General features: G+C 44.7%; 10 protein-coding genes. 4 read left to right on the top strand and 6 right to left on the bottom strand.

The genetic code is table 11. From position 1 onward, the window contains the following. Positions 1 to 9 precede the first annotated feature (9 nt). Positions 10 to 855 carry a WecB/TagA/CpsF family glycosyltransferase gene (locus tag QUB08_RS06685; RefSeq protein ID WP_333224021.1) on the top strand — a complete coding sequence of 282 codons (846 nt, stop codon included), beginning with the start codon at positions 10 to 12 and terminating at the stop codon, positions 853 to 855. 530 nt (positions 856 to 1,385) lie between these two features. After that, positions 1,386 to 2,468 (top strand): glycosyltransferase, encoded by a 1,083-nt coding sequence (locus QUB08_RS06680; protein ID WP_333224020.1) that lies wholly within the window; start codon positions 1,386 to 1,388, stop codon positions 2,466 to 2,468. Positions 2,469 to 3,791: 1,323 nt separating this feature from the next. Here QUB08_RS06680 and QUB08_RS06675 read toward each other — a convergent pair. The 3 genes from QUB08_RS06675 to QUB08_RS06665 form a co-directional block, all read right to left on the bottom strand. After that, positions 3,792 to 4,751: a DUF362 domain-containing protein gene (locus QUB08_RS06675; RefSeq protein WP_333224019.1), complete on the bottom strand. Its 960-nt coding sequence runs from the start codon at positions 4,749 to 4,751 to the stop codon at positions 3,792 to 3,794. Positions 4,752 to 4,876: 125 nt separating this feature from the next. After that, positions 4,877 to 5,203 carry a hypothetical protein gene (locus QUB08_RS06670; protein ID WP_333224018.1) on the bottom strand — a complete coding sequence of 109 codons (327 nt, stop codon included), beginning with the start codon at positions 5,201 to 5,203 and terminating at the stop codon, positions 4,877 to 4,879. Between the two features lie 173 nt (positions 5,204 to 5,376). Then, positions 5,377 to 6,801 carry an aspartate ammonia-lyase gene (locus QUB08_RS06665; RefSeq protein ID WP_333224017.1) on the bottom strand — a complete coding sequence of 475 codons (1,425 nt, stop codon included), beginning with the start codon at positions 6,799 to 6,801 and terminating at the stop codon, positions 5,377 to 5,379. Positions 6,802 to 7,176: 375 nt separating this feature from the next. On the opposite strand from QUB08_RS06665, the gene QUB08_RS06660 reads away from it, so the two are divergent. Together QUB08_RS06660 and QUB08_RS06655 are read left to right on the top strand one after the other, a co-directional pair. Next, positions 7,177 to 9,042, top strand: coding sequence for a hypothetical protein (locus QUB08_RS06660; RefSeq protein WP_333224016.1), 1,866 nt, complete (start codon positions 7,177 to 7,179; stop codon positions 9,040 to 9,042). Between the two features lie 288 nt (positions 9,043 to 9,330). After that, a complete protein-coding gene (locus tag QUB08_RS06655) occupies positions 9,331 to 11,016 on the top strand; it encodes a DNA repair helicase XPB (RefSeq protein ID WP_333224015.1) in 1,686 nt (561 codons plus the stop codon). Here the strand turns inward: QUB08_RS06655 and QUB08_RS06650 are convergent, their stop codons facing one another. From QUB08_RS06650 to QUB08_RS06640, 3 genes are all read right to left on the bottom strand, one after another. Next, the gene (locus tag QUB08_RS06650; RefSeq protein ID WP_333224014.1) at positions 11,017 to 11,664 is read right to left on the bottom strand and encodes a peptidase M15; all 648 of its coding nucleotides are present in this window, start codon (positions 11,662 to 11,664) and stop codon (positions 11,017 to 11,019) included. Positions 11,665 to 11,854: 190 nt separating this feature from the next. Next, positions 11,855 to 12,061, bottom strand: coding sequence for a hypothetical protein (locus QUB08_RS06645; RefSeq protein WP_006631417.1), 207 nt, complete (start codon positions 12,059 to 12,061; stop codon positions 11,855 to 11,857). A gap of 5 nt (positions 12,062 to 12,066) precedes the next feature. Beyond that, positions 12,067 to 12,486, bottom strand: a complete 420-nt coding sequence (locus tag QUB08_RS06640) for a GIY-YIG nuclease family protein (protein WP_333104206.1) — start codon at positions 12,484 to 12,486, stop codon at positions 12,067 to 12,069. Positions 12,487 to 12,664 lie beyond the last annotated feature (178 nt).

The following is a 12,664-nucleotide window of genomic DNA, read 5'->3' as shown; positions in this document are numbered from 1 at the left end:
GGGAGATTTATGAGTGTAACCGCGAGCGTTGACTTAAAGAGGTGCTCCATGATTGATAAAGGGAAAAAGAATGTACTGGGCATATTAGTAAATGCCATTAATTATGAAGCGGCTGTGAGCAAAATTATTGCGGCAGCCAGCGCCGGAAAACCAATGTCAGTTTCAGCTCTCGCGGTTCACGGGGTAATGACTGGGGTTCTCGACAGCACTCATCGTTATCGGATTAATCACATGGACTTAGTATTGCCAGACGGACAGCCGGTCAGGTGGGCGTTAAATTGGCTCTACCATACGGAATTGCCTGATCGAGTTTGCGGGCCGAATGCGATGTTACAAATCTGCGAACGTGCGGCAGAAGAAGGATTACCTATTTATTTGTACGGCTCTCAAGCTTCTGTACTGAAAGCTTTATCTCGCAATCTCTGCCAGCGTTTTCCCAAGTTAATTATTGCGGGAACTCAGCCTTCTAAATTTAGGCACGTTTCGCCCCAAGAGAAACAAGAAATTGCACAGCAAATTCGCAACAGCGGTGCAGCAATTACGTTTGTCGGTTTGGGGTGTCCCCGGCAAGAAGTCTGGGCTTACGAATACCGGGATGACTTATCAATGCCGTTGATTGCTGTAGGTGCTGCTTACGATTTTCATGCGGGTAATTTGGCTAAATCTCCTGACTTTTTATCTAAAATAGGTTTGGAATGGCTGTTTCGGATGATGAAGGAACCTCGGCGCCTTTGGCAGCGGTATGTTTTTTTGAATCCGCTTTATATCTGGTTGTTTTTGCTACAAGCTTTGAAAATCAAACAGTTCGACCCCACAGACGCCACGCAGCCTGTAGAAGAAGTATTATATGGTTGAAATTTAAAAGTTTCTGGTGAATTATGGGTGATCACCAGTAAAAAGTCAGCATATCGTAACTAATCGTTTTGAGGTGCAACTGCGATCGCATATTCAAGAAAATTTATATCAAATCCGGTGGCATCATAATTATAGTGGGAGCTTAAGACCTCGCTATTTGGGTAGCGCTCTCTTAAGCTCCCACTGACATGAGCCAAATATATTATTCCGATGCAACCGGAAACGATATTAGGGAACCCAGGAATGAAAAACTACGCAACTTTACTAAAATTTACATAAAAACCTGTCGGTTTATACCGATTTTTTGTTGTTAATTTCGGAGTTAATCTGTAGATTATAGATAGGATGATGCAAATTTTACGTCATGCTTGTGTAAATTTGCGGAATAATTATCAGCTAAGTCCAGGGTGACCTGAAATTTTAGGGTGCCTCAGTGCAATTACCCGATTGGCTTTCACTGAAGTATTAAATTATCACTCGATCTACCCGCTCGCCCAGAACACCGAAAGAAAATCATCACCCAGTATCTCATGCAAAAAGCATTGGTTGTCGGAAATTTCAACGATTCCATTCGCTCTGCCCAACTTGAACCATTTCTCTACCACCAGAAACAGTTACGCCGCCAACTGGCACTGAATGTTGTGTCTGTCAATGCCGAAACCTTTGCAGATATTGGCGAAGCCTGTATCCGCAGCGATGCAGACATTCTATTTCTCGTTCCCCCTTGGAACGAACAACCGGATGAAGCCGAACGAGTCTTAGAAAAAGTTCGCCAACAGCATCCCTCTCGTCAACTGATCTTTATCGATCCATTTGCCCAAGCCAGTTCCAGGTTTTTTAACCTGCTGCCTTACGTCGATAGATTTTTCAAGCGACAGCGCTATCGAGATGTGCAAGACTACAAGAACTCCTACATCGGCGGTTCGATGATGACAGATTTTCTGGCAACCAAAGGCAGGTTGAACTTCGACGAGTGGTACGTCGGTTCTAAAGTACCTGCGGGATATGAAAATCGGATTGCGACAGGTTGGAGTTTGGGAACGGCAAAACTCATGAAAAAAACCTTATACAACCCCCTCTTTTCCCTCTTTCCCCCTGCCAAAACCATCGATATCTTCTGCCGTTTGGCATTGGGAGACGAACATCAAAAAGAATGGTATTTCGAGTATCGAATGGGTGCAGTCAAAGCGGTTCAAAGCCTAGAATCTGACTATCGCCTCGCCGTCAGTGGCGAGTTTAACAATCGACTAGTACCTCGCCGCCAGTATTTCCGCGAAATCAAACAAAGTCGCATCGTTTTTAGTCCGTTTGGCTGGGGTGAAACCTGCTGGCGCGACTACGAAGCCGTATGCTACAACAGCTTGCTGGTGAAGCCGTCGATGGAACATCTCAATGTTGAGCCGAATATTTTTGTGGCAGGAGAAACCTACGTGCCGGTGCGATGGGATTTGGCTGATTTAGCAGAAACGTGCAGCTACTATCTAGCCCATCCAGAAGAAGCCGATCGAATTATCGGCAATGCCCGTCGCGCCTATCAAGATTATTTTACCAATAACAGGTTCGTCCAAACGATCGCCGAGGCGCTTTCTCCCCAGCTCGGTCAAGGTGTTTAACTACCAGCCGGGAAGTCCCGGGCGTATATTTAGAGCGGATTAATCAGAGCGCTGGGCCCCGTACCCCGTTGGGAATTACGCCCGCGTGATGAAAGGCTCGTCGGGTTTCGGTACGGAAACCGACAATTATTCTTTTATACCCCAAGATGCTCGGGAAATACTCTGATACTATATTAGCAAGTGGGGGTGGAACTACCTCACTATAAAAAGCCTTTGAAAAAAAGGAAAAAGAAGCCTGCGGTCTAACTGTACTCAGTTGACCGTCAGGTTTGTTCACATAAGACTCTCAAACCTGACCGGGTAACAACCTCGTCGGAAGTCCTACCGGTAGCGGATTGAGGCAAGTTGGGGTAAAAAAAGATGGGGTAGTTTTTGTCCACAAGCCCCATCTATTGAAAATATTTCCTCAATTCTACCTTCTCCACCTGCAACAGCAACTAAAAACTACCGAATACCTGATGCTAAAAATTTTGGTATATCTCTTGCAATGTCACAAACTTGCGTAGCATTGAGTTACTGGCTTCCTTGATGCCTTATCCAATTTTGTTTGAGAGCCGTCGTCGCAGCTTGCAAAGGTTCCTTAAATTATCTGGTCTCGACATTGAAAGCCTCTGGTTTCCTCTCATTCAAGAAATTTTCAAGGCAAAATTCTCCTCTTCTCGGTCACTTAAACTAACTATTGATCGCACGAGCGTGGCGAGACAAAAATGTTTTTGTTATTAGTTTGATTTGGGACAAGGGAGCTATCCCCTTATACTGGCAACTCTTAGATAAGAAGGGAAGCAGTAATATCGGGTGAGCCGAAATCTCTAATCACACCAATTTTAGCGTTATTAAAAGATTACGAAATAATCCTCTTAGGCGACGCCTGAATTTGTCAGCGTTAAACTATAGCAATCCTAAATGATTTATGAGATAATAGCCAGAATCCCTACATAATTTCTCTCTGTTAGAAGAGTTAACGGAATTTATTCAATCTAATCCCGCTTCCCGCGAGTTGAAACGAGCAATTACCGTCCCAATGCAGCTTCAAGAAATTATCGTCAATTATAAAGACGAGACAACTTTTAGCGTGAATTTGGTTAAAATAACGGCTTTTTTAAGTATTTTTACTTAACTAGAATTATGCAACTGTTTTTAGGTAGCAAGAATGAGCGTGAGTTCCGAATACGGCGAAACCAATGCTTTAAACCATAGAGTTATAACAAAGTTATTGAAAGTTTACATAAATACATATTTGGTAAGATACAAATTATATTTTTTTACAATTAACAAGGCAAAGGAGAAGGAATAAAAAAAGAAGTTTTACCCCTTCTTTCTTCGCTAATGCGAAGCCTTGATGCTGAACTTTTCTTTGATAAACCGGATATAAAGGTGCTTGAAAGCCGACTTCACCACCCGCGGCATACCAAAGTCGATCGGCATCATATTTTCCGGCAACTTCCAATCCAAAACCTTGAGACTTTCCGGCTGCAAAAGCGGAAAATCAATTTCCTCTAAATTCGAGCAAAGTCCCAATCTCATCGCCGCAGCTACAGTGGGAACCGCCGCCGGATCGACATTAATAATTTCAACTAAAGTTCTGTCCAAAGCAAACACATCATCAGACGCGGCCAAAATTCCCAAAAATTTAGGTTCGCCGCCGCTTGGCCCGTTACCTTCGTGACCGATAATGCCATCCAAAATCGTCAAATTTGGGTTAATTGCCCGGGCAGTTTCTACCAGCATTTCACCGAATCTGGCGCTATCTTTGCCAGCTTCCATGTGCCACCAAGCTTTCATTTTGCCTGGGACGCAGCCGAACAAATTTTTCACGCCCATTGTCACGGTTAATTGAACGTGAGATTTTAGTTTGGGCAAATTAATCACTACATCCGCTTCCATTGCTTCTTTGCAAATTCGCAGATGATTGAAATCTTCGCTGACTGTTTCGTAGCGTTTCCCTTGAAACTCAACTACTGGCACATTCAGTTCTTCCAACAGCGGCAAATAACCGTTGGCTTTGGCTACACCCATGGCGCTACCAAAAGCTGGACTATCACCTAAAAATGGTTTTCCTCCCGCTTCAATGACCATTTTAGCCACGCAGTAAACCAATTCCGGGCGGGTGACACATTCTTTTGTAGGGCGAGAACTGGTAAGGAGATTGGGTTTGAGTAAAACCCGATCGCCCGATTTGACAAAAGCCGAGATTCCGCCCAAGGGTGCGAGCAAACTTTCTAAAGAGGTTTGCAAGATTTGGCGATCGTATGAATTTGCCTGAATTAAACTAACAGCAGACATAATTATGAATTAATTGGTAATTGGTGCTCGATCGGGAATAATCTCAATGTAACGCACGCGCGGAACACCCTAAGCAGGGTGTTCCGCGCGTGCGTTAGCAAGAATAATCTCAATACAAATGAATCCTAAGTATTCATCGGCAATCTACCAACAGCAGCCCGCTGCATGGTACTAACTCGCAGGGAGTTAGAGAATATTCCTTGGCCTTGCAGTTCAGGTATAGCAGGTTTTACTTCTACTTTTACCACCCTGGCAGTGCAGATAAAAACCGTTTGATCGGCTAAATGGAAAGTCAACCAAGGTTGACTTAACAAAGTCAGCACTTCCTCTTGGAATTCTTGTGCGGGCATCGGAATAGTAAACGTTTCTGAGTGACCTTCCACATAATGAAATGTCACTTGAGTTGTGTTCTCTTTATCCTGAGTTAATTTGCCAAAAGAACCTGCGCGCATAAATCTTGCTCCCAAACTTTAGACTATAAAAAAATCCAGAATTAAATCTAAAAAAATTGAATTCTGAATTGTTTAACTTTAACCTGTGACAGCCGTTAGGCAGAACTCAGAAGGCAGAAGGCAGAATTAAATCGAGTTCAGCCTTATAGTTTCTAGCTGATACCTGCGAGATCCTAAACGTTAGCAGAAGATGTCGGCATCGCACTCATTTTCTCTAAATCTAGAACTTTTGCCAACTCTTCTGCACTCATTAAACCCTGTTCTAACACAATTTGCCGCAGAGATTTGCCAGTTTCTAGGGATGCTTTGGCGACAGCGGCGGCGTTGAGATAGCCGATGTGAGTGTTGAGGGCGGTAACGAGGGCGAGACTACCTTCAGCATAAGCGAGACACCGATCGCCCTTAGCTTCAATTTTGGCGAGGCATTGTGTAGTCAAAGCGCTGATGGTATTGCCCAAAATTTCGATGCTGTGAATGAGATTGTAGGCAATCAGGGGCATCATCACGTTCAATTCTAATTGTCCTGCTTGGGCGGCAAGGGCGATCGCGCTATCATAACCCATAACTTGAAAACAAACCATCGATGTCATTTCTGCCATCACAGGATTGTATTTTCCCGGCATAATTGACGAACCAGGTTGCACAGGAGGCAGTTGAATTTCTTTCAAACCCGTTTTCGGCCCGGAGTCCATCAAACGCAAGTCGTGGGAGATTTTAACGCAATCCTGAGCGACATTTCGCAGTGCACCGGACACATTTACAAACGGTGCCATACTCTGCATAGCAGCCATTAAATGCCTTGCTGGTTTTAGGGGGTGGTCGATTAATTCTGAGAGAATTTCAGCAACTTTTTGAGAGTATTCAGGGTGAGTATTTAACCCTGTTCCTGCCGCACTTCCCCCCAATCCCAGCGATGTCAAATCATCGGATGCCCTGTCAATTCTCAAGGTATGTTCTCTGAGAATTTGCGCCCAAGCGCCGAAGGTATCGCCGAGTCGAACTGGCACAGCATCTTGTAGGTGAGTGCGGCCAGATTTAACAATATCTTTGAATTCTTCTGCTTTGTTTTCTAGGGCGACTACGGCATCGGACAAAGCCGGAAACAGAGTTTTTTCTAACGCCAACAATCCGCCGATCCGAATTGCAGTCGGAATCACATCATTTGTCGATTGACCGTAGTTTACATGATCGTTAGGACTGACGCGCTTGTAGTTACCTTTTTCGTCCCCCATAATTTCCAAAGCGCGATTTGAAAGAACTTCATTAACGTTCATGTGGTGAGAAGTTCCGGCGCCGGCTTGGTAGACATCAACTACAAATTGATCGCGCAATTTTCCAGCTAGGATTTCATCTGCTGCTTGGACAATTGCTTGACTGATATCTTGGGGAATGCAGCCGAGTTCGCCATTGGCGATCGCCGTTGCTTTTTTAATTAAAACACAAGCATCAATGTATGTTGATAAAGGCTTAATGCCGCTAATCGGGAAATTTTCAATAGCCCTTAGAGTTTGGATGCCATAATAGACGTTAGATGGGATTTGTTTGTCTCCCATAGAGTCGCTTTCGGTGCGGTAGCTGATGGTTGGGTGTTCGCTCATATCGCTTTGTTTGTGATGATTGGGAATTGGGATTTTTTTTAACGCTGCTGACTGTCACTGCTGTTTTACCGCGCCGGCGGACTCAGTAACATACAACTCACGATTGTAAATAATTATCTCACACTCCGAGTTAAATCTCAAAACTCAAATTTCAAATTAATATTTTTCCCAAAACTTGTGAAAAAAAGTAGTTGTGTAATTACGAGTTTTTTAGATGGCATAATTTTGTACTTTATTAGATAAGATAGACCACTTTAAAAATAAATATTAAACCATGCTTCTGATTTTTGTAACAAAAATTCAAATTACCAATTGGGGAAAGTTGTTATAGTTGATAGCATAAACAATTTTGCAGCAGGCGAATTGCCAAAAATTATGCCGCGTTACCAAACCCTAGATAATGTTCCTAACCTCCAAGAGGCACTCGAAGGAATAATTGTTGAAGATTTAAAAAAGTTGAATGCACTGTTGTCGGCCGATCGCAAATTAACCCGCAAAGCTGACCTGGTTGCTGGGATTAAAGAGCAAATGCAGGGACAAAAACTTAAGCAAGTTTGGGCGCAATTAGACGATTTGCAAAAAGCCGCCGTAGCGGAAGTTATACATGGGTCAGGTGGTGGCTATGATGCCGATGTATTTGTGGCGAAATACGGACAACAACCAAACTGGGGAAAGAGCGATCGCTATGGATACAACCGAGAACCCTCCCTACTATGCTTGTTCTTCTACGGCACTGCGATACCCTACGATCTTGAAGAAAAATTGCTGAAGTTTGTGCCAAAACCTCAAGCAACTTCCTTAAATCTGGTTGGCGATGTACTGCCAGATAATTTTATTTTTCGTGTAGAAAAACGTAACTTTCGTACATCTCAAATAGAGGTATCCGAGTACGAACTTCCCTTGACAATTTTTGAAATGGAACGGGTAGCCCCAAAGGATTTGGAAGCAGTTTTGCGTCTGATTCAGTCGGGCAAAGTTGCCGTTAGTGACAAAACTGCATTACCTGGTGCCGCAACTCTGAAAGCGATCGCCGCCGTATTGCAAGGGGGTGATTTTTATAACGACGAACAGCGCCAAGCTACCTTGGAAAAGGGCGATATATTCTACGAGGTTGGTAACATCAAATCCTTTGCTTGGGCCGCGATCGCCCAAGCGAGCAAATTCGCCGAACAATCTGGCAAAAAGCTAGTTTTGACCAAAGCGGGACAGAAAGCCTTACAAGAATCACCTGCCAAAGGATTACAGACAGCATGGAAGCGCTGGTTAAAAACAAACTCTTTTGATGAATTTCGCCGCATTGATGCGATTAAAGGACAAACAGGCAAGGGCGCGCGCGGCATGACAGCGGTGGCGGGGCGGAGAGAGGCGATCGCCTCCATGCTAACAGAATGTTCTGTCGGTAAATGGATTCTGTTTAGCGAATTTAGCAAGTATATGTTGGCAACGGGCAATCGGTTTGAAGTAACGCGCGATCCAGACAATCTCTATATTTCTGAATTTGGGTATGGTAACTTAGGATATTCCGGCAGTCATGATTGGCATATCCTACAGGAAAGATATATGCGCTGCTTGTTGTTTGAATATGTTGCTACCCTGGGAATAATTGATGTTGCCTATGCCGATCCGTCCCTCGTACCCAGCGATTTTGACGATCTTTGGGGTACGGACGATTTGAGATTTCTCAGTCGCTACGACGGCTTAATATCTTTTCGCCTGACAGCTTTGGGGGCTTACTGTTTGGGATTGACTCAAAATTACACCCCGCCAGCAATTGAGTTCCGTCAAACACTCCGCGTACTGCCGAATTTAGATATTGTTGTAGCAGGAGAAGGCATCGCGGCATCAGATGCGATCGTCCTCGATCTCTATGCTAAAAAAGTTTCAGATGTCGTCTGGCAACTCGATCGACAAAAGTTATTTACCGCCATTGAAGCCGGATACCCGCTAGCAGATTTTCAAGAAGTTTTAGAGACAAGAAGTATCGAACCGCTACCCGAAACCGTACAGCAATTTCTGACGGATGTTACAGAACGATCGAATAGTTTGCAAGATGCAGGAACTGTCAAGTTAATCGAATGTAAAAACGCCCATTTAGCAGTGTTGATTGCCAATGATTCCCGTACCAAAAAATTCTGTCAGCTAGCGGGCGATCGCAGTTTAGCAGTTCCATTATTCCAGGAAGCTAAGTTTCGCAACGCCCTGCGGCAGATCGGCTACGTCTTACCCCAGCGGGATAAATAGTACACCTGATACTATTAGTGTCAAAAATCAGCCGAAAACCTTTTTATCTTTCGTTTATAGCTGAGTCCAGATCCCCCTAAATCCCCCTTAAAAAGGGGGACTTTGAGTATTTGTAGGGTGCGTCGCTGGCGAGAAATCCTAAAAAAAGATCGACAATCTCAATGGCGACGCACCTTATAACATGGACAGGAGCAAATCAACCAAACTTTTCTGTTCTAACAAACTTATTCCCTCTTCCCTCTTCCTTCTTCCTTCTTCCTTCTTCCCTCTTCCTTCTTCCTTCTTCTTATGAATTATGTTCCCGAAAATGCTTTGATCGTGCAAAGCGATCGATCGATCTTACTAGAAGTTCACGCCCCTACAGCACAACAGGCGCGAGAAGCGATCGCCCCCTTTGCCGAATTAATCAAAAGTCCCGAACACATCCACACCTATCGCATCACGCCCCTCAGCGTGTGGAATGCGCGGGCGGCGGGAATGCCAGTTGAAGAGGCGATCTCCGCTTTGCGAAAGTATGCTAAATATGACATTCCTGAGTCGGTAGCGCAGGAAATCGAACTGCTTGGTACGCGCTACGGATTGACGGTAATTGAAAGGATTGATGCGGAAAATCCCGATTTACAACTGCGGATTACCGATCGCCCGCTGACGGAGTTGTTAGTGCGGGACGAGCGCGTAAAACCGCTGTTAGGTAAGCGGATTTCGGATCTTTGTTTTCAAGTCGATGCGGGGAATCGCGGCGTACTCAAGCAAGCTTTGCTAGCAGTGGGTTATCCGGCGGAAGATTTGGCTGGATATGTCGAGGGTGCGGAATTAGGGATTTCTTTGCGCGATCGAACTTTGGGCGACTTACCCTTTAATTTGCGTACCTATCAAAAAGAAGCTGTAGAGGCATTCTATCAAGGCGGAGAGGTAAGAGGTGGCAGTGGTACGATCGTCCTACCCTGCGGGGCTGGTAAAACCATAGTAGGGATGTTAGCCATGAGTTTGGTAAAGCAAAAGACACTCATCCTCACCAGCAGTTTGACTTCAGTGCACCAGTGGCGCAGGGAAATATTAGACAAAACAAGTTTAACTGAGGATGCGATCGCCGAGTACAGCAGTGTCAGTAAACAGACGGCTGCTGTCACCCTATCGACTTACCAAATGCTCAGTTATCGATCAAATAAAGATGATGAATTCCCGCATTTCGAGTTGTTTAACGCCCAATCATGGGGACTGATTATTTATGATGAAGTCCATCTATTACCTGCACCGATATTTCGGATTACTGCTGAATTACAAGCACGACGCAGGTTAGGTTTAACTGCGACATTGATTCGCGAAGACGGGAAGGAAGGCGATGTTTTCACGCTAATTGGCCCCAAGCGCTATGACGTACCTTGGCGGGAATTGGAAGGACAGGGATTTATTGCTACTGCTAATTGTACCGAAATCCGCGTCGCCCAAAATGAGGCGGAAAAAATGGAATATGCCCTAGCGCCCCGCCGCAATCAGTTTCGGATTGCTGCTGAAAATCCGGGTAAGTTGGATGTGGTGCAAAGTTTGTTGCAAAAGGAAGCCGGACACCGTATTTTAATTATTGGTGAGTTTCTGGAACAGTTGGATGCGATCGCCCGCATTACCGCATTACCACTGATTACGGGGAAGACAAAACAGGTTGAGCGCGATCGGTTATACGAAGCATTCCGTCACAAAGAGATTCCCGGATTAATTCTATCTCGCGTGGGCAATTTTGCCGTCGATTTACCCGATGCCGATGTGTTGATTCAGGTATCGGGAAAGTATGGTTCTCGCCAAGAAGAAGCGCAGCGCCTGGGACGAATTCTCCGCCCGAAATCTGACGGACATACTGCGAGTTTTTATACATTAGTCTCGCTACAAACTTGCGAAGAGGATTTTGCGCGACACCGCCAACTGTTTCTGACTGAACAGGGCTACAATTATAGCATTGAGGTTAAAGGCGATGGTTAGTCAGCGATCGTCGATAAATTCTTGGTAAAACTGCTCATGCAAACCTAAGAAATTATCCATCCTCTTCTTTGTCAGATACCCGCTCTTCTTACCAGTGTGCGGATTTTTTACGTAGCTATAAATTTCTTTTGAAACATTAGGATTCTCGCTCCACCTAATGTTGAACGCTGCATAGTTTGGGAAAAAGGTCATTCCTGCATAAGCATCAATGTGGTCATGTATCCACCATGCCAATGCTGTCCAATCTTGAGTGCGTTCATAGTAAGGGATGAATGATGTAACAACAATACATACTGTTGCTCCCATATACCCCTTTGAATCTTTTACGTCCCAGATATGTTCTGCATAGTTGGACTCATTACTGGCACAGCCGTACTGATTTTTATTCTCTGCTCCTTTGGCGTTCACCGCACAAGAACGATAGGCTGAGCGGATACTAATCCGACCAAGCGCATCTTGAATTGGTTCAAGCACCCTCTCACACAAATTCTTTCCTGCTGCGATCGCCAAGTCAGGATCGCTAGGAAGGTTAGGGATACCTTCAATTTGAGAGATTTCTGAATAAAGAAACTCACGCATGAAAAAACTCTTAGAGAGTTGAACCCGTCCTAGATCTTCCAAAGCTTTAACAGTTTGTGGCTTTCTCATAAAATGAACTACAGCAATTAGAGGTGAATAGCTTAATGTTAAACACTGGCAGATAATTTAGAAGCATTGTTGCAGCCAAAAGCAACGTTCCGGTTGAGTGGCTAGAAATAACTTTTGCATCACCACCAATATCTTTCGGTAGTCCGCTCCAACCGGGTTGTTAGGCCGCGGCGATCGCCAGTTGACGCTGTTATTGTCCGCGTCCCGGTTTGCAATCTGCAAAACCTAATGCCTCTGTGTCAAGGAAACTAGCGATCGCCATCTCAATGACTGCTTCGATTGGATATTCAATTTCAGCAGCACGAGCAATTAGGGCAGCACGAATTCGCTCAGGAAAACGTCCTAAAATAACTTCGGCATCAGCGAGGGAAAGTTGCTCTTGAAGTTTGGCTTGCATGGCATTTACATCTCAGTTGGAATTTGGACGTTGTAAGGGGGTTCAGTAGCTCTTAGAATGATGGCTTCTAGCTCCAATAGTAACGCAGGGTTCTGCCAGTGAGAAATTGTCTGTACTGCAATGCGTATGTCTTCATCGCTATATTTATCGAGCCATGCCCACAAAAAAGCTTTGTGCCCACCACTGAAGCGACCTCGTAAGCTCTTGGTTTTACCGATGTAGAGCAATCCATCAGTTCTGTGCCTGATTGCATAAATGCCAGGACGCGCAGGAATGCTCTCAAACCCACGGGTCAAGGGTTGACATTGCTCAAAAGGAATGAAAGCAATCGCGTCTAGAATTCTTCGCGCTTGGATTTGTAGGTCAGAATCATTCGTTGGCATGAAGGCAAGAAGGCTAATTGCACAGAAATCATAATCCCACAAATTCTGTTACAACCATCATCAACTAGGGATGGTTTCCTGCGCGATCGCACAGATAAGGCGATCGATTCCGAGCTGATTTGAGCCTTTGCCGTGCCTGTGTTTTTCTAGGATATGGGAAAGGGGCGAGCGATCGGGTTTTACCTGCCGGTAAAAAATGTAACGTTATTTCCGTAAAAAA

The sequence above is a fragment of the Microcoleus sp. BR0-C5 genome (genome assembly GCF_036705045.1).
Lineage (GTDB): Bacteria > Cyanobacteriota > Cyanobacteriia > Cyanobacteriales > Microcoleaceae > Microcoleus.
This window is presented reverse-complemented; position numbering and strand designations above follow the sequence as displayed.

What these genes read in the sequence shown, in the direction of transcription:
- QUB08_RS06665 (WP_333224017.1), bottom strand. Translation starts at nt 6,801, where the DNA reads ATGAGCGAACACCCAACCATCAGCTACCGCACCGAAAGCGACTCTATG.
- QUB08_RS06685 (WP_333224021.1), top strand. Translation starts at nt 10, where the DNA reads ATGAGTGTAACCGCGAGCGTTGACTTAAAGAGGTGCTCCATGATTGAT.
- QUB08_RS06660 (WP_333224016.1), top strand. Translation starts at nt 7,177, where the DNA reads ATGCCGCGTTACCAAACCCTAGATAATGTTCCTAACCTCCAAGAGGCA.
- QUB08_RS06680 (WP_333224020.1), top strand. Translation starts at nt 1,386, where the DNA reads ATGCAAAAAGCATTGGTTGTCGGAAATTTCAACGATTCCATTCGCTCT.
- QUB08_RS06675 (WP_333224019.1), bottom strand. Translation starts at nt 4,751, where the DNA reads ATGTCTGCTGTTAGTTTAATTCAGGCAAATTCATACGATCGCCAAATC.
- QUB08_RS06650 (WP_333224014.1), bottom strand. Translation starts at nt 11,664, where the DNA reads ATGAGAAAGCCACAAACTGTTAAAGCTTTGGAAGATCTAGGACGGGTT.
- QUB08_RS06645 (WP_006631417.1), bottom strand. Translation starts at nt 12,061, where the DNA reads ATGCAAGCCAAACTTCAAGAGCAACTTTCCCTCGCTGATGCCGAAGTT.
- QUB08_RS06655 (WP_333224015.1), top strand. Translation starts at nt 9,331, where the DNA reads ATGAATTATGTTCCCGAAAATGCTTTGATCGTGCAAAGCGATCGATCG.
- QUB08_RS06670 (WP_333224018.1), bottom strand. Translation starts at nt 5,203, where the DNA reads ATGCGCGCAGGTTCTTTTGGCAAATTAACTCAGGATAAAGAGAACACA.